Here is a 17,346-nt window from a genome sequence, read left to right as displayed (position 1 = left end):
TGCACGCTCAAGGCAGCGGATCCTTGAACGGCAGGCGAGATCGGCACTGCTCGAAATAGGCATGAACGTAGGCTCGCTCCTCGCGGCAGAAATCCTCGACGGCATCTCTAAACCCCGGATGATCGAGATAGTGCAGCGAGCGGCTGATGACCGGCGCGAAACCTCGGGTCAGCTTGTGCTCCCCTTGCGTCCCCGGATCGAAACGGGACAAGCCCTGTGCCAGGCAGTGCTCGATCCCCTGGTAGTAGCAAGTCTCGAAATGCAGAAAGTCGGCCTCGACCTCGCTGCCCCAGTAGCGGCCGTAGAGCGTGTCGCTTCCCTGCAGGCAGAGCGCGGCTGCCACGGCCCGTCCCTCCACACTGGCGCGGACCAGCAGCAGCGTATCGCCCAGGTCGTCGCGCAACCGGGTAAAGAACTCGAGCGACAGATAGGGACGCTGGCCCCGTTCCAGGTATGTCATGCAGTAGCAGCGATAGAACTGTGTCAGCGCCTCGTCGTCGATCCGCGCTCCCGTCAGCCGCTCGAACATGAAGCCCTGCTCCGCCAGCTTGCGACGCTCCCGACGGATCTCCTTGCGTTTGCGCGAGCTCATCCGCGCCAGAAAGCCGTCGAAACTGCCGAATCCATCGTCGCGCCAGGCAAACTGCACGGCCTGGCGCTCCATCAACGGCGCTTCGAACGCCGCCTGCCAGTCGTCCACCTCGCCGCTGTCGGCAAACAGTAGATGCCAGCTCTGCAGGCCGGTATCGCGGATCACCGGCGCCAGCGCCGCGATAACCGCCCGCCGATCCACGTCGCCCACCACGGCCAGCCGCGGCCCCGAGGCCGGCGTGAACGGAATCGCCGACAGCGACTTGGGATAGTAATCGCCGCCAGCGCGCTCCCAGGCATCCGCCCAGGACCAGTCGAATACGTACTCGCCTCGCGAGTGGTATTTGGCGTAGCGCGGCAAGACCGCCACCGTCCGGTCGTCGTCGAAGACCATCAAGTGATCCGGCTCCCAGCCGGTATCCGTATCGGCACAGCCGCAGGCTTCCAGCGCCACCAGGAACTCGTGGCGCAGAAACGGATAACGATCGCCGACCACATGATTCCAGAGCGACGCACGGGTAGCCGCGAGGCTACCGATATTCTCGACCCGCAATGCCATCCGATCTCCCCCGTTGCTTTTCCGGTCTTTCGTCGCTCGTCGCTCGTCGCTCGTCGCTCGTCGCTCGTCGCTCGTCGCTCGTCGCTCAGTCTATGTTGAAAACTTCGAGAGCCGCGGGCAAGCGTGCGATACTCTGGCAACAGCCAAGACAGAGAGCCACCCCAACCCGATGACACCCACCCCGACGCCTCCCAGCCCGTCAACGCCACCGCCCACCAATATCATGGCGCTGGCAGCTTTCGCGCTTAGCGTGCTGGGCACTCTGGTGCCGCCAGCGGCGTTGGGCGGCGTGGTCTGCGGCCATCTGGCTCGGCGCCAGATTCGCCAGAGGCAGGAATCCGGCGATAGCTGGGCGCTCGCCGGTTTGATACTGGGCTATCTGTTGATTCTGCTTTCGCTGGCCGGTCTTTTGCTGTTCGGCGGTTTCGTCGCGACAATGTTCGGTATCATGGCTTTCATGTAGCCGAATCTCATTGAGGAAACGCTCGCTGGCGCCAACGGCCGCGGATTGTGTTCACGCTGATGACGAGTTTTCATGCTGACTTCGCTTATCGATAACGATTTCTACAAGATCACGATGCAGAACGCCGTGATCAAGCGCTTCCCCTATGCACAGGCCCGCTACGCTTTCATCAATCGCGGCGAGCATGCGTTTCCCGAAGGATTCGGTGACGCCCTGCGACGCGAAGTCGATGCCATGGCCAGCCTCGTGCTCACCGACGCGGAAAAGCGCTATCTCGAGGTTACCTGTCCCTATCTCGATCCGACCTACCTGGACTTTCTGGCCGGCTTTCGCTTCAACCCCGCCGAAGTCATCATCGAGCAGACCGGCAGCGAACTCTCGGTCGCTATCGAGGGGCTGTGGTATCGCACCATCCTGTGGGAAGTCCCGCTGATGGCGCTGATCAGCGAGCTCTGGTATCGCCTGCGAGGTGTCAAGCGCGACGACGATGAAACGGTCGAGGCACGCACCCGAGCCAAGATCGAACAGTATCAGCGGCTGGGCCTGAAAATTGCCGAATTCGGCACCCGGCGGCGGTTTTCCTTCGACGTTCACGACCGGGTGGTCGGCGCGCTTCGCCATCATGGCGGCGAAGCCTTCAGCGGCAGCAGTAACGTCTTGCTGGCCATGCGCCACGGCGTCAAGCCCATCGGCACCCACGCCCACGAATGGTTCATGTTTCACGGCGCCCGTTTCGGTTTCAAGATGGCCAACAGCCTGGCGCTGGAGCACTGGGTCGATGTCTATCGCGGCGACCTTGGCATCGCCCTGACCGACACGTTCACTTCCCGCGCCTTCTTCGAGAGCTTCGACAAGAAGTTCGCCAAGCTCTTCGATGGAGTCAGACACGACAGCGCGGACCCCATCGACTTCGCGGCCTCGACCATCGCGCATTACGAGAAACTGGGGATCGACCCGCGCAGCAAGACGATCATCTTCTCCGACGCGCTGACACCCGAGAAGGTCGAGCGGATCCAGTCGTTCTGCCAAGGCCGCGTCGGCATGGCGTTCGGCATCGGCACCAACTTCACCAATGACGTGGGCGTCGAGCCGATGAACATGGTGATCAAGATGGTCGAGGCGAGACCGGAAGGCCAGCACTGGCTGCCCGTGGTCAAGCTTTCCGACGTGCCCGACAAGCACACCGGTGACCCGGAAATGATTGCCCTCGCCAAGCGCGTGCTCGCCCTCAGTCGCCCCAACGAATAGATTGCAGCTCGCCAACGAAAAAGCCACGAACGCGGTCGTTCGTGGCTTTCTGCTGTCTGGCTCGTAGCTCGTAGCTCGTAGCTCGTAGCTCGTAGCTCGTAGCTCGTAGCTCGTAGCTCGTAGCTCGTAGCTCGTAGCTCGTAGCTCGTATTCAGTCTACTGATTCAGCGCCTTGTCCAGCGTCAGCAACGCAGCCTGCCAGGAGGCAGCATCCGCCGCCGCGTCGTAGCCGAGCGGAAGTTCGTTCTCCGCGGCCAGCCTGTCGGCATCCGGATTGGTGAAAGCGTGCTTGGCACCGGGATACTGCACCACGCGAACGTCCGCGCCATCTTCCGTCAATGCCGTCGCCATGCTGTCGAGCGCCTCGGGGTCGACCAGCGAATCGTCCTGGCCGTTGTAGATGCGCACCAGGCCGTCGAACGGCTGCGGGTTGGTGACGACCTGAGTCGGACTGCCATGGAAGCTGATCGCCGCTTCCAACGGCATGCCCGCCAATGCCATGTTCATCACCACGCCACCACCGAAGCAGTAGCCGATCGCCGCCATGCGATCCTCGCGCACCGCAGGATGTTCACGCAGCGCTGCCATCGCCGCTTCCAATCGTGCTCTGGCGGCGGGCCAGTCCTGCATGACCTGACTGGAAAACGCCTTGGCATCCTCCGGGTGCTGGGCCACCTTGCCGCCGCCATACATGTCTACCGCCAGTGCCACGAAGCCCAGTGCCGCCAGCTGATCGGCCTTGTGCTTGATGTAGTCGTTGAGCCCCCACCATTCATGGACCAGCAGTACGCCGGGACGAGGCTCGTCATCGCTGGCGTTGTAGGCAAGATAGCCCTGGTAGGTCTGGCCGCCCGTGGCATATTCGAAAGTCTCGCCCTGGACGCGTGGACCTTCGACCTCGTCGGCCCACGCCGGCAGACACATCAGGCTGAGCAGCAAGGCCAGCAGTAATCGTCCCATCATCGTTCTCCTTCTTTGACTGGCTTGGCGCAGGTTCGGCTGGCTCGACGTCGACTCGCACAGCGGCTCATGGCGCCTGCTGAACGCGATCCCGCCCGCGCTGCTTGGCATTCTGCATTCCCGCCTCGGCACGCGCCAGCATGGCTTCCGCGGTCTCGTCACTGCGCCGTTCGGCGACCCCAAGACTAACCGAGAACGACAGCCAATGACCATGAAACTCCACCCGGGTCGAAGCTAGACGCCCGCGCAGTTTATCGGCGATGGTGGCCGTTTCCTGCAGCGATTTGCCGCTCATCAGCAACGCGAAGGAATCGTCGCCCAATCGGCCGAAGCTGAACCGCTCTCTCAACGTCGCCCGGCACATTTCGCCGATGCAACTGAGCACGAGATCGCCGCCCTCGCGCCCCCAATCGCGGTTGATATCGCTGAAATGGTCGACATCGAACACGATCAGCGTAAACCTAGCGCCGGTGTCTCCACTTGCGAACGCATGCCGCATCAGGCCCATGAAAGGCTCTCGATTGAGCGCCGAGGTCAATTCGTCGGTGGCGGTGTACGCATTCCACTGCAGCGACTGGTGGCGGCGTTGGGTGATATCCCTCGCGATGGCAACCCAGCCCGGCATGACCGGGGGCTCCAGCGTCTGCCCCAACGGCAGCGGATAAGGCGAAAAGTGGATCTCGAACCAGCGGTACACCCCATCCCGGTGTCTCAGACGCAGCTCCACCATGGGAGAACTCGCCTCGGCGGCTCCTTCGATCAGCAGGCGCCGAACCCGGGAGCCATCCTCGGGCGCCATCAGGCCGAAGAGAGACGTCGACAGCAGCGACGCTGCGCTGACACCGAGCGCGCCTTGGGTGTTACCCGCCGCGTAATGGCACTCCATATCCTCATCGAGCGCCAAGATCACATCGCCGCTGTGATCGAGCAGGGACTGCTGGGACAAGCCGGCTTCATCCGCGGGGGCGGCAGGATTCGCGGGAACGGCAGGCGGGCGCGGCTGCAGGAAGCCGACAAGTGCCACGACCTCGCCGTCCGCGTCACGCTGGATGCTGATACTGTCCTCGACTTGACACTCGGAGCCATCTCGCCTTTCGATGACGTAGGACAGCCGCGCCGTGAGCTCGCTCTCGGTCAGGGCCTGCTGCAATCGTTCGAGTAACGGCCTGCGCTCGGATTCGGGAATCTGCGCCAGCCACAGATCGGGCTGGGAAAGGTAGTCCGTGGCGGGACGATGGCCCAGCGCGTCGATGGAATCGGCGACGAAGCGCAGCTCACCCAGCCACCAGGCCGAGTCGGTGACATAGACCGTGCCCGGCAAGCATTGCAGCCACTGTCGGGCGTCCGCGCCCGAAACTTCATCGTCATGCACGAAGGCATCCCGTGAATCCATGCACTCCGGCCTCGTCTAGCCGCAGTGCTGTTTCCAAGCGGCTGGGTGGTAAAACGAGATCGTGTCAGCGAAAGCCGACACGACGCTGAGCGACCGCGGGCGAAGAGGACGCATCATCAGATGAGCTTCGCGCCTCATCGTCACCCCTGGCTCGATGATCGCGACTCTTCGATCGAGCATGGCAGCAGGCATCCGCCAGCTGGCGCAGCTCGTCGCGAGTCAGCTCGAAACGATGCATGCCCGCCTGCTCCTGCCAGATCACGAAAATTACTGGCACGGAACGCGATTGGTCGACACCCACGATCTTCCCGAGCCGCTTCTCTTCAGGGTCGCGAATGGTCTCGCCAATCAGGCGATGCGCGTTGATGATGTTGTCCTGCATGACGCCGCCAACCTCAATGCATGGTGGAAAGATAGGGCATGTTCGGACTTACACTAGAGGGTCAGCCTGACAAGTCCAAGCCCACCAACGCAATTGCCCAGCATACAGGGTTCTATCGACAACGGATTGGATGACTTGAACGCAAAACTGGCGCTACTTCGATGGTATGCGACTCGGTCGCCTGCCCCCTTCTAGCCGAGGGGGACACGTCGCGCGGGTGTCCGGAGGGAGAAAATACCAAAAAAGAGGGGCGACAGACGCTCTGCCACCCCTCGATCCTGCTTCGTTGTCGCCGACTATCGCTTGCGGGCCACCCTTGTCAGGCGTTCAGGCCAGCGAAAACGATATTCATCTCAGCTGGCGGCCTGCATGGCCAGCGCCGTATCCAGCATGCGGTTGGAGAAGCCCCACTCGTTGTCGTACCAGGCCATGACCTTGACCAGACGCCCGTTCACGCGCGTGTGGTTGGCATCGAAGGTGGAAGAGTTGGCGTCGTGGTTGAAGTCGATCGACACCAGCGGCTGAGAGTTCACTGCCAGTACCGGCGACTTGGCCGCTGCCTTCTCGACGATCTCGTTGATCTCTTCCTTGCTCGTCTCGCGACCGGCAGTGAAGACCAGGTCCACCAGCGACACGTTGATGACCGGCACCCGCACCGCGAGCCCGTCGAGCTTGCCGTTCAGTTCGGGCAGCACCAGCCCGACGGCTGCGGCGGCACCGGTCTTGGTCGGGATCATCGACTGCGTGGCACTGCGCGCGCGGTACGGATCCTTGTGGTAGACGTCGGACAGGTTCTGGTCATTGGTGTAGGCATGCACCGTGGTCATCAGGCCATTCTCGATACCCACGCTCTCCTGCAGCGCCTGGGCTACCGGCGCCAGGCAGTTGGTGGTGCAGGAAGCGTTGGAAACCACCCGATGCTCCGCCTTCAGTGTCCCTTCGTTGACGCCGAACACGATCGTCGCGTCGGCATCGCCGCTGGGTGCGGAAATCAGCACACGCTCCGCGCCGGCATCGATGTGCTTGGCTGCGGCCTCGCGCTTGGTGAACAGCCCGGTGCACTCCATCACCAGGTCGACGTTCAGCGATTTCCAGGGCAGCTGCGACGGATCGCGCTCCGAGAGGATGCGAATGCTATCTCCGTCTACGCTCAGGGTATCGCTGTCGTGAGTGACGTCGAAGCCGAAACGTCCATGCACGCTGTCATGACGCAGCAGGTGCGCGTTGAGCGCCGGATCGCCCAGGTCGTTGATGGCGACGACTTCGATCCGGTCGCGATAACCGTTTTCGTACATGGCACGAAGTACGTTACGGCCGATGCGACCGAATCCGTTGATGGCGACACGCAATGTCATGGTGCTCTCCTCCTGATGACGTAACTCGAACGTTTGGGGAATGTGGCACGGTCGCGCCTGATCACGCATTCGTGAATGGCGCGGATCGAACGACAGCGCTCGATCACCGCGAAACTGCCAATAGTCTAGAACACCAGTCTAGAACATCGACGAATGAAAAAATATTACTCCGAAAGACTAATACAAAAGGCCCATCCGCGAACAAATGCCATAATTTTTGGTAAGTTTACCAAACAACCATGACAGCTCGATGAGGCAACCCCATGACGCTCAACCCCACTGTCGACCGCGTGACCCGACGCATCGAGGCCCGATCGGCCGATCGCCGCCGCCTCTATGAAGAACGCATGGAGCAGCAGCATCGTCGCGGCGTCCACCGCGCCGAACTCTCCTGCGGCAACCTGGCCCATGGCTTCGCCGCCTGCAATGCCGGCGACAAGAACAGCCTGAAGCTGATGAACAGCGCCAACGTCGGCATCGTCTCTTCCTATAACGACATGCTGTCCGCTCATCAGCCGCTCGAGCACTTCCCCGACCTGATCAAGGAAGCCGCCCGCGGCATGGGCAGCACCGCGCAGTTCGCCGGCGGCGTGCCGGCCATGTGCGACGGTGTGACCCAGGGCCAGCCCGGCATGGAGCTGTCACTGTTCTCTCGCGACGTGATCGCCATGTCGACGGCCGTGGCGATGTCGCACAACATGTTCGATGGCGCACTGTATCTTGGCGTGTGTGACAAGATCGTGCCGGGTCTGTTCATCGGTGCCGCGCGCTTCGGCCACCTGCCGGCGGTGTTCGTTCCTGCCGGACCGATGCCGAGCGGGTTGCCCAACGCCGAGAAGTCCCGGATCCGCCAGCTCTATGCCGAAGGCAAGGTTGGCCGCGATGCGCTGCTGGAAGCCGAGTCGGACTCCTACCACAGCCCGGGCACCTGCACCTTCTACGGCACCGCCAACTCCAACCAGCTGATGCTCGAGATGATGGGCCTGCACATGCCGGGCACCTCGTTCGTCAATCCGAACACGCCGCTGCGCGACGCGATCACCCGATTCAGCACCGAGCAGGTGATCCGCTTGAGTGACCAGGGGGGCAGCTATCACCCGTTCTACAAGCAGATCGATGCCCATGCCATCGTCAACGCCATGATCGGGCTGCTCTCTTCCGGTGGATCGACCAACCATACGCTGCACCTGGTGGCGATGGCCGCCGCCGTCGGCCTGACCATCACCTGGGACGACTTCGCCGAGCTTTCGACAGTGATTCCCGGGCTGACCCGAATCTATCCCAACGGCCAGGCGGACGTGAACCACTTCCACGCCGCCGGCGGCGTCAGCTTCCTGGTGCGCGAGCTGCTTTCCGCGGGCCTGATGCATGCCGATGTACGCACCGCTTTCGGCACCGACATGACCGCATACACCCAGGAGCCGTTCCTGGAAGGCGACAAGCTGATCTGGCGCGAAGGCACCCGGCAGAGTCTCGACGAAGACGTGCTGCGGCCGGTGGCGCGCCCGTTCTCCCCCACCGGCGGGCTGGCCGTGCTCGATGGCAATTTGGGACGCGGCGTGATCAAGGTTTCCGCCGTCAAGCCGGAGTTCCGCCGGGTCGAGGCGCCGGTGCGGATCTTCGACGACCAGAGCCAGGTCAAGGCCGCGTTCGAGAGTGGCGAACTGGATCGCGACGTCATCGTCGTCGTGCGCTTCCAGGGGCCGCGCGCCAACGGCATGCCGGAACTGCACCAGTTGACGCCGTTTCTCGGTGTGCTGCAGGATCGCGGACACAAGGTCGCGCTGGTCACCGACGGGCGAATGTCCGGTGCCTCTGGTAAGGTACCGGCAGCCATCCACATCACCCCGGAAGCCGTCGATGCCGGCCCGATCGCCTATCTGCGCGATGGCGACACGGTGCTGCTCGACCCGGATAACGGCGTGCTCGAGGCGCTGGTGGATGCCGAGACCTGGGCGCAACGCGAACCGGCGACCTGCGACCTGGACCACTATCATCATGGAATGGGCCGCGAACTGTTCGCCGGCTTCCGCCAGCTGGTCGGCGGTGCCGAGGAAGGCGCGGCCACCTTTGGCGGCTTCGACGCCGCCGACTTGCCCGGAGGGCACACATGACGACTCCCGCCTTGATCGGCGACATCGGTGGAACCAACGCGCGCTTCGCGCTGGTCATGCCTGGCAGTGTCGAGTTGCAATCGATCGAGACGCTACCCTGCGCGCGTTATAGCGGGCTGGTCGAAGCCATCCAGGCCTACCTGCAACAGGTCGGCGCCGAGGCGCCCGTCGAGGCGTGCCTGGCCTTCGCCTGCCCGGTGCACGAAGACTGGGTCAAGATGACCAACAACGACTGGGCGTTCTCCAAGAAGGCCGTCGCCGAAGAGCTCGGCCTGTCGAACTTCAAGGTCATCAACGACTTCACCGCCCAGGCGCTCGGCATTCCGCACATCGGTGACGAGGAACTGGTCAAGATCGGTGAAGGCGAGGCCGAACCTCGGCGGCCGCGCCTGGTGATCGGCCCGGGAACCGGGCTCGGCGTCGCCGGACTGGTGCCCAGTCGGCGCGCCTGGATTCCGCTGACGACCGAAGGCGGCCACGCCACCTTCGCCCCCACCGACCAGCGCGAAATCCAGCTGCTCGACTATTTCCGAGCCCGTTATGGCCGGGTCTCGGTCGAACGTCTGCTCTGCGGTCAGGGCCTGCTAGACCTCTATCTCGCCCACGCTGCACTGCTCAATGTCACCGCCCACTACAACACGCCGGCGGAGATCACCGGGGCCGCCCGGGCGGGCGATCGCGTTGCCCGCGAGACCTTGATGCGCTTTCTCAAGATCCTCGGCAGCGTGGCCGGCGACGCCGCGCTGACCCTCGGCGCGCTGGGCGGCGTCTATCTTTGTGGTGGCATCACACCGCGTCTGATCGAGTGGCTGCCGCGCAGCGACTTCCGTCGCGCCTTTGCCGACAAGGGCCGACTGAGCGCCTACAATGCGGGTATTCCCACCTGGGTGGTGACGGCGCCGTGGACCGGCCTACTGGGCGCGGCGGAAGCCCTGCACAACGAGGAGGTATCATGATTCCCGATACGCTGCGGCAGCTGATCGACGCGACGGACGGCCAGCGGGAAGCCGACTGGGAAGGTCGGCGCGTGCTGCTGATCAATGCCGACTGGGGCGAGCTGACGATTTCGCTACAGGGCGCTCAGGTCCTGCACTTTTTACCTTCCCCCCCCGAAACCGTAGGCGCCCGACCGGCGCCCGACACGGAGGATGGTTGGCTCTGGGTCACGCCGACGCCGCAGCCGATGCCCGGTGCCATTCGCGGCGGTATCCCGCTGTGCTGGCCGTGGTTCGCCGACGAGTCGCCGGACGGCAAGGGCCCGATGCATGGCCCCGCACGCACCGCGCAATGGCGCATCGATGCCGTCGACGAGAGCGTGACCGGCAGCGGGGTCGAGATTCACCTCTCCCCCGAGGAGCGGCTGCATGATCAGCTCGTTCCCAACGCCGTCGTCCACGCCAACGCCCAGCGCCTGAGCGTCGAGCTGATGACGCGCCACGTCGGCACCACCCCGGTCAAGCTGACCGGCGCGCTGCACACCTATTTCGCCGTCGCCGATACGCACCGGTGTCGTATCGAAGGGCTGGCCGGCGCCCGTTATCTGGACAAGCTCGAACACTTTGCCGAGCATCATCAGCAAGGGGAACTGGGCATTCGTGGCGCGCTGGACCGTATCTACCAGTCGAACCGCCCGGTCATTCTCGACGATGGCCAACGTCGCCTGCGGATCAGCAAGCAGGGCAGCGACTCCACCGTCGTCTGGCACCCGGGCGACGGCCTGCCCGGGGATACGCCGGCCGCCGTCGGCCAGCGTTTCCTGTGCATCGAATCGGCCTGCACCCGGGTCGATCCAGTCTGGCTGGTGCCGGACGGTCAGCACCTGCTCTCCACCACGATCGTGCGGGAGGCGCAGTCGGCGTGAGCGACGATCTGATTTTCGATTCGCCCTTCATCCTGGGCATGATGCGTCTCGACGAGCGCCCCGAATTCGACGATGCCGAGAAGTTCGCCGACTGGCTGGAAGCCAGGGCCGACCAAGGGCTGCACTGGTTCGATCACGCCGACAGCTACGGCAATCATCAGGGCGAGCAGCGATTCGGCGAGGCACTGGCCCGCCGGCCGTCGCTCAAGTCCCGGGTCCGCGTGGTGACCAAAGGCAATATCGTCCTGCCGCATCGCGACACCTCTCCGTTCGGGGTCAAGCATTACGACACCTCCGAGCGCTATCTCACCCAGGTCATCGACAGCTCGCTCTCCCGCCTCGGCGTCGACCGGCTCGATCATTTCCTGCTGCACCGCCCCGACCCGCTGATGGATGCCGAAGCCACGGCCCGGGCACTGGACGACGCCATCGCCGCCGGCAAGGTCGGCGCCGTGGGCGTTTCCAACTTCCTGCCGGAACAGTGGCGGCGCCTGCAAGCCGCGATGCACAACCGGCTCGGCGTTCACCAGCTCGAGCTTTCGCTGGCCCATCCCGACGCGCTGTTCGATGGTTTCTACGACGCCATTCTGGCTGACGGCCTGGCACCGATGGCCTGGTCGCCGCTGGGCGGCGGCTCGGTGTTCGAAGACGTTCTCGGCACGGCGCTTTCGCGGCTGGCCGACCAGCTCAACTCGACCACGGCCGGCTTGGCACTGGCCTGGCTGCGGCGCCTGCCCGGCCAGCCGATTCCAGTGATCGGAACGTTGAATGAAAGGCGTATCGACAATTTGCTGCTGAGCAGTAATCTCGAACTCGATCGCCCGACGTGGTTTGCGCTGCTCGAGGAAGCCCGCAGTTACCGCGTGCCGTGATGACGTTCGGTGCGGCATCCTGTTTGAGATCGGTTTCGATGACATCCGCTTCGATGAGATCAAGCACGCCGCACCTCGATTTTCGTTCGATATAGAGAGCCGGTTGACCCATGACCCCCATCATCGCCTTCGGCGAAGCCCTCGTCGACATGCTGTCCAGCCGCCTGGGTGACGACAGCGGCCCCGAGACCTTTACGCCCTACGCCGGCGGCGCGCCCGCCAATGCTGCCGTGGCCTGCGCACGGCAAGGCATACCCAGCCTCTTTCTCGGCATGATCGGTGATGACCGTTTCGGCGACTTCCTGGTCGACGAGCTGACCCGCTACGGCGTCGACACCCGATACGTGGTACGGACCCGCGAAGCCCGCACGGCGCTGGCTTTCGTCTCCCGCGACAGCCACGGCGAGCGCCAGTTCGATTTCTACCGTCCGCCCGCCGCGGATCTGCTCTACCGCCGCGAGCATCTGCCGTCGGGTATCTTCACCGAGCCCGCGCTGGTCCACCTGTGCAGCAACAGCTTGACCGACGCGGCCATTGCGCGCACCACGCTGGATCTCGCCAGCATTGCGCGGCGCGGCGGCTGCCTGATCAGTGTCGATGCCAATCTGCGTGCGATGCTGTGGCCCCAGGGCAAGATCGATGTCCCCCTGGTCGAACAGCTGCTCGAACGCGCCCATGTCATCAAGCTCTCCACCGAAGAGCTCGACATCCTGCGCGGCGATCGCAGCGTAGAAGAGTGGATTAGCGCCAGACTGTCCAAGGGCGCCCGACTGATCGTGATCACCGATGGACCGGGGCCGGTGAGCGCGCATCTGGCCGATCGCCAGTTGCAGACGACCCCGCCCAGCGTGCAGGCAGTGGATACCACCGCGGCCGGCGACGCCTTCATCGGCGGCCTGCTGGCCTCCCTGGCGCGAGACGACGTGACCTGCGAAACACTCGCCGACTGGCTGGCCGATGAAGCCCGGCTGACCGAGGCGCTGACGTTCGCCTGCCGCTGCGGCGCCTTCGCCGCTACTCGTGCCGGCGCCTTCGTCTCATTACCCGGCACCGACGATCTCGACGACCTGCCCCGCTAGGCTGCTGGCTGCTATCCACCTTTCATAGAGACAGCTATAGAGACAACCATAGAGACAACCAGCGTCGCCAGGGAGGCGGCGCTTTCTACTATCGTCTAACCTGCCTACGTCGATTCGGCTCGGATGGTAATGTCTTCCTCCATGGGTCGCTTGCGACGGCGCATGTCCGCACGTTCATGACTCTCTGAACGCGCTCACACGGCGGCACATGGCTTCGAAGCGATCTTTTGCGCGACTTCCCTTTCAGGACGAGGACTCATGGACAAAGTGTTTGGCAGCGCCGCTGAAGCGCTGGAAGGTCTCATCGAAGACGGCATGACCCTGGCCGTCGGCGGCTTCGGCCTGTGTGGCATCCCCGAATCACTGATCGTCGCCCTGCGCGATACGGGCAAGAAGGATCTGACGGTCGCCAGCAACAACGCCGGCGTCGATGGCTTCGGCCTCGGGCTGCTGCTAGAGTCGCGTCAGATCAGAAAAATGCTCTCTTCCTACGTCGGCGAGAACAAGGAGTTCGAGCGCCAGTACCTTTCCGGCGAACTGGAACTCGAATTCTGCCCGCAGGGCACCCTGGCGGAACGGCTGCGCGCCGGCGGCGCGGGCATCGCCGCCTTCTTCACCAAGACCGGCTACGGCACCAGGATCGCCGAAGGCAAGGAGGTGCGCGAATTCGACGGCGAGCACTACGTGATGGAGCGCGGCCTGCCGGTGGATGTCGCCCTGATCAAGGCGCAGATCGCCGACAAGGCAGGCAACCTGCGCTTCAACAAGACCGCGCGCAACTTCAATCCGCTGGCCGCGATGGCCGGCAAGGTCTGCGTGGTGGAGGTCGAGGAGATCGCCGAGACCGGCGACATCGACCCCGATGACGTCCACCTGCCGGGCATCTTCGTGCATCGCATCGTGCACAACCCGACCCCCGAAAAACGTATCGAGAAACGCACGCTCAGGGAGGTGAACTGAGATGGCCTGGACCAAGGAACAGATGGCAGAGCGCGCCGCCGGCGAACTGCGTGACGGCTTCTACGTCAATCTCGGCATCGGTCAGCCGACACTGGTGGCGAACTATATTCCCGAGGGCATGGACGTCTGGCTGCAGTCGGAGAACGGCTTGCTGGGCATCGGTCCCTTCCCGACCGAAGAGACCGTCGACCCCGATCTGATCAATGCCGGCAAGCAGACCGTCACCGCCCTGCCCGGCTCGAGCTACTTCGACAACGCCGAATCCTTCGCCATGATTCGCGGCGGCCATATCAACCTGGCAATCCTGGGCGCGATGCAGGTCTCCGAGAAAGGCGATCTCGCCAACTGGATGATCCCCGGCAAGATGGTCAAGGGCATGGGCGGCGCGATGGATCTGGTCGCCGGCGTGCAGCGTGTGGTGGTGCTGATGAGCCACACGGCCAAGGGCGAACACAAGATCCTGAGCGAATGCACGCTGCCGCTGACCGGGGTCGGCGTGGTCGACCGGATCATCACCGACCTGGGCGTGATGGATATCACCGAGGAAGGATTGGCCCTGGTCGAGCTGGCGCCCGACGTCACCCTGGAGGAAATTTCCGCGGCCACGGGCTGCAAGCTGATCGACAAACGGGAGACTTCCCATGCCTGACGTTTCCGGACCGACCACATCCATGCGCGACGTGGTGATCGTCGCCGCCACGCGCACGCCGATCGGCACCTTCCAGGGCGGCCTCTCCAGCGTGCCTGCCGTCACCCTCGGGGCGACCGTCATCCGTCGTGTCCTCGAAGGGATCGACCCGGCCGGTGTCGACGAAGTGATCATGGGGCACGTGCTGCGGGCCGGACTGGGCCAGAACACCGCGCGTCAGGCCGCAATCGAAGCCGGCGTGTCGGACAGCGTGCCGGCGATGACCATCGACAAGGTCTGCGGCTCCGGGCTCAAGGCGGTGCACCTGGCGGTCCAGGCCATCCGCTGCGGCGATGCCGAGGCCATCGTCGCCGGGGGCATGGAAAGCATGAGCCTGGCACCCTACGTGCTCCCCAAGGCCCGTACCGGGCTGCGCATGGGTCACGCCGAGCTGCTCGACAGCATGATCCACGACGGCCTGTGGGACGCTTTCAACGACTACCACATGGGCATCACGGCGGAGAACGTGGCCGAGCGCTGGGGCATCTCCCGCGAGGATCAGGATGCCTACGCCGCGGAGTCCCAGCGGCGCGCCTCGCAGGCCCGCGAAGCCGGCCGCTTCGATGCCGAGATCACGCCGGTGAGCGTGCCCCAGCGGCGCGGCGATCCCATCGTGGTCGAACGCGACGAGCAGCCCCGCGACGGCGTCACCGCCGAATCTCTGAGCAAGCTCAAGCCGGCGTTCTCCAAGACCGGCAGTGTCACTGCCGGCAACGCCTCTTCGCTCAACGACGGCGCGGCCGCGCTGCTCATCATGAGCGCCGAGCGGGCCAAGGCACTCGGATTACCCGTGCTGGCGACGATCCGGGCCTACGCCAACGCCGCCGTCGACCCGGCAACCATGGGCATCGGCCCGGTGCCGGCGACCCGGCGCTGCCTGGAACGTGCTGGCTGGACGATCGATGACCTGGACCTGGTCGAAGCCAACGAGGCCTTTGCGGCCCAGACACTGGCGGTAGCCAAGGATCTCGGCTGGGACGGCAGCAAGGTCAACGTCAACGGCGGCGCCATCGCGCTGGGCCACCCGATCGGTGCCTCTGGCGCCCGCATTCTGGTAACGCTGCTGCACGAGATGCAGCGCCGCGACGTCCACAAGGGACTGGCGACGCTATGCATCGGCGGTGGCCAGGGCGTGGCGACGGCGATCGAGCGAGGCTGACGGCGCTATCGGCGAAAAGAGCCAGCAAATCGAGTCAGCAGAACGAACAAGGCGCCTGCGAAGGCGCCTTGGGAATGAGCAGTCCGCGTCTCAGCGCGCCGTCCAGCCGAGATCGATCGACCAATCCGCGCCGGTCACCGCCGAGGCTTGATCGGAGGCGAGATAAGCCACCACCCCAGCGACCTCTCCAGGCTCGATGAGCCGTTTGACCGCCGCGCCGCTCAACATGATCTTCTCTACGACTTCCGACTCGTCCATCCGATTGAGCCTGGCCTGATCGGCGATCTGGCGTTCCACCAAGGGCGTGCGGACATAAGCAGGACAGACCGCATTGGCCGTGATGCCGAGCTCTCCTCCTTCCAATGCTGCCGTACGCGTCAGGCCGATGAGCCCGTGCTTGGCACTGACGTAGGCCGACTTTCCAGGCGACGCAACACTGGCATGAATCGAAGCGATATTGACGATTCGTCCCCAGCCTCCCTGGCGCATGTAGGGCCACGCGGCCTGAGTCAGCAGGAAAGGGGCAGTCAACATCAGATCGATGATGGTGCGCCATTTGGCCTCGGGAAAATTCTCGATATCAGCGACGTGCTGAATGCCGGCATTGTTGACCAGAATATCGACGCTGCCGAAGCGCTCCACCGCCGTGGCGATGACTTGAGCACATTGTTGGCCATCGGTCAGATCGGCCTGAAAAAACGCCGCTCCCGCCGCTTGCGCGATTGCCTCGCCTTCTGGATTGGCGTCGACGGCCAACACCCGGCAACCGTCGACTGCCAGTCGTTCGACGACTGCACGACCGATGCCACTCGAGGTACCGGTTACCACGGCGACTCGACTTTTGCTCATCATTTTGGCTCCTGTGGGCACCTAGGACTCAAGCCAGTCTCGCCCCGTTCACGCGGCGTGACGACCCCCACAAAAGTCGCGCCCGGAAGAGGGTAATCAACGCGGATAGCGCTGCGTGGCTTCCCGTGTCAGTTCGGTAATACCCGCCCAGTCCTTCTTATCGATGAGCGACTTTGGCGCCATCCAGGAGCCGCCGACGCACATCACGTTGGGTAGCGCCAGGTAGTCTGCGGCGTTGTCCACGGTGACCCCGCCAGTCGGGCAGAACAGCGCTTCCGGCAGCGGACCGCCGAAGGACTTCAGCGCCTTGGCACCGCCATTCGCTTCCGCCGGGAAGAACTTGAAACGGCGATAGCCGTACTCCCAGCCGGTCACGACTTCGGAGACGGTGGCCACGCCCGGCAGCAGCGGCACGTCGCTACCGGCGCCATACTCGAACAGGGCCGGCGTCGTGCCGGGCGTGACGACGAAATCGACGCCGATCTCCTCGCAGACCCGGTACTGATCGATGCCAAGCACGGTGCCCGCGCCAATGATCGCATCCGGCAGCGCCTGCTTGATCTGCTTGATGGCCTCGACCGCGCAATCGGTACGCAACGTGATTTCGAGGACATCGAGACCGCCCTCGACCAGCGCCTTGGCCAGCGGTACGGCATGTTCGAGACGCTCGATGACGAGAACGGGAATGATGGCGCCGGAACGACAGATTTCATCCAGGCGCTCGATGTGTGAAGCGGGCAAACGTTGAGTGGATGACAAAGGTTGAGCGGATGACATAGAGAGGAGACTCCTTTGAAGAATATCCAGCACTCG

The 17,346-nt window shown here is 64.0% G+C and carries 17 protein-coding genes; 10 read left to right on the top strand and 7 right to left on the bottom strand.

What is annotated here, in order from left to right:
• Positions 1-7: 7 nt before the first annotated feature.
• Positions 8-1,150: a GNAT family N-acetyltransferase gene (locus ACWHY3_RS04085; RefSeq protein ID WP_071230537.1), complete on the bottom strand. Its 1,143-nt coding sequence runs from the start codon at positions 1,148-1,150 to the stop codon at positions 8-10.
• Between the two features lie 169 nt (positions 1,151-1,319).
• Here ACWHY3_RS04085 and ACWHY3_RS04080 point away from each other — a divergent pair, with 169 nt between their 5' ends.
• A complete protein-coding gene (locus ACWHY3_RS04080) occupies positions 1,320-1,613 on the top strand; it encodes a DUF4190 domain-containing protein (protein WP_256961010.1) in 294 nt (97 codons plus the stop codon).
• Positions 1,614-1,685: 72 nt separating this feature from the next.
• Positions 1,686-2,861 (top strand): nicotinate phosphoribosyltransferase, encoded by a 1,176-nt coding sequence (gene pncB, locus ACWHY3_RS04075; protein ID WP_087717717.1) that lies wholly within the window; start codon positions 1,686-1,688, stop codon positions 2,859-2,861.
• A 156-nt stretch (positions 2,862-3,017) separates the two neighbouring features.
• Here pncB and ACWHY3_RS04070 read toward each other — a convergent pair whose 3' ends face one another.
• The 4 genes from ACWHY3_RS04070 to gap form a co-directional block, all read right to left on the bottom strand.
• Complete coding sequence (locus tag ACWHY3_RS04070) at positions 3,018-3,821, bottom strand: dienelactone hydrolase family protein (RefSeq protein WP_256961009.1); 804 nt, start codon at positions 3,819-3,821, stop codon at positions 3,018-3,020.
• Positions 3,822-3,888: 67 nt separating this feature from the next.
• Positions 3,889-5,214 carry a sensor domain-containing diguanylate cyclase gene (locus ACWHY3_RS04065; protein ID WP_087717715.1) on the bottom strand — a complete coding sequence of 442 codons (1,326 nt, stop codon included), beginning with the start codon at positions 5,212-5,214 and terminating at the stop codon, positions 3,889-3,891.
• Positions 5,215-5,278: 64 nt separating this feature from the next.
• Positions 5,279-5,596 carry a hypothetical protein gene (locus ACWHY3_RS04060; RefSeq protein WP_087717714.1) on the bottom strand — a complete coding sequence of 106 codons (318 nt, stop codon included), beginning with the start codon at positions 5,594-5,596 and terminating at the stop codon, positions 5,279-5,281.
• 353 nt (positions 5,597-5,949) lie between these two features.
• A complete protein-coding gene (gene gap / locus ACWHY3_RS04055; RefSeq protein ID WP_071231896.1) occupies positions 5,950-6,951 on the bottom strand; it encodes a type I glyceraldehyde-3-phosphate dehydrogenase in 1,002 nt (333 codons plus the stop codon).
• Between the two features lie 263 nt (positions 6,952-7,214).
• Between gap and edd the strand changes: the two genes are divergently transcribed.
• The 8 genes from edd to ACWHY3_RS04015 all read left to right on the top strand — a co-directional run bounded on the left by edd (position 7,215) and on the right by ACWHY3_RS04015 (position 15,684).
• Positions 7,215-9,065, top strand: coding sequence for a phosphogluconate dehydratase (gene edd / locus ACWHY3_RS04050; RefSeq protein WP_087717713.1), 1,851 nt, complete (start codon positions 7,215-7,217; stop codon positions 9,063-9,065).
• On the top strand, positions 9,062-10,021 hold the full coding sequence (gene glk, locus ACWHY3_RS04045) for a glucokinase (protein ID WP_448127612.1): 960 nt from the start codon (positions 9,062-9,064) through the stop codon (positions 10,019-10,021). The genes edd and glk overlap by 4 nt, the downstream gene beginning before the upstream one ends.
• Positions 10,018-10,926, top strand: coding sequence for a D-hexose-6-phosphate mutarotase (locus ACWHY3_RS04040; protein ID WP_448127611.1), 909 nt, complete (start codon positions 10,018-10,020; stop codon positions 10,924-10,926). The genes glk and ACWHY3_RS04040 overlap by 4 nt, the downstream gene beginning before the upstream one ends.
• Positions 10,923-11,798, top strand: a complete 876-nt coding sequence (locus tag ACWHY3_RS04035; RefSeq protein ID WP_448127610.1) for an aldo/keto reductase — start codon at positions 10,923-10,925, stop codon at positions 11,796-11,798. Before ACWHY3_RS04040 ends, ACWHY3_RS04035 begins: the two co-directional genes overlap by 4 nt.
• A gap of 110 nt (positions 11,799-11,908) precedes the next feature.
• Complete coding sequence (locus tag ACWHY3_RS04030) at positions 11,909-12,877, top strand: carbohydrate kinase family protein (protein WP_448127609.1); 969 nt, start codon at positions 11,909-11,911, stop codon at positions 12,875-12,877.
• Positions 12,878-13,135: 258 nt separating this feature from the next.
• Positions 13,136-13,837: a CoA transferase subunit A gene (locus tag ACWHY3_RS04025; RefSeq protein WP_448127608.1), complete on the top strand. Its 702-nt coding sequence runs from the start codon at positions 13,136-13,138 to the stop codon at positions 13,835-13,837.
• A gap of 1 nt (position 13,838) precedes the next feature.
• On the top strand, positions 13,839-14,486 hold the full coding sequence (locus ACWHY3_RS04020) for a CoA transferase subunit B (protein ID WP_087717708.1): 648 nt from the start codon (positions 13,839-13,841) through the stop codon (positions 14,484-14,486).
• A 22-nt stretch (positions 14,487-14,508) separates the two neighbouring features.
• The gene (locus ACWHY3_RS04015; RefSeq protein WP_448128138.1) at positions 14,509-15,684 is read left to right on the top strand and encodes an acetyl-CoA C-acetyltransferase; all 1,176 of its coding nucleotides are present in this window, start codon (positions 14,509-14,511) and stop codon (positions 15,682-15,684) included.
• A gap of 90 nt (positions 15,685-15,774) precedes the next feature.
• Here ACWHY3_RS04015 and ACWHY3_RS04010 read toward each other — a convergent pair whose 3' ends face one another.
• Together ACWHY3_RS04010 and ACWHY3_RS04005 are read right to left on the bottom strand one after the other, a co-directional pair.
• Positions 15,775-16,533 (bottom strand): 3-hydroxybutyrate dehydrogenase, encoded by a 759-nt coding sequence (locus tag ACWHY3_RS04010; RefSeq protein ID WP_448127607.1) that lies wholly within the window; start codon positions 16,531-16,533, stop codon positions 15,775-15,777.
• Positions 16,534-16,629: 96 nt separating this feature from the next.
• Complete coding sequence (locus tag ACWHY3_RS04005; protein ID WP_448128137.1) at positions 16,630-17,292, bottom strand: bifunctional 4-hydroxy-2-oxoglutarate aldolase/2-dehydro-3-deoxy-phosphogluconate aldolase; 663 nt, start codon at positions 17,290-17,292, stop codon at positions 16,630-16,632.
• Between the last annotated feature and the right edge of the window lie 54 nt (positions 17,293-17,346).

It is taken from the genome of Salinicola sp. NYA28a, from assembly GCF_976982775.1.
The sequence above is the reverse complement of the archived record's forward strand: the minus strand, read 5'-3'. Positions and strand labels throughout refer to the sequence as shown.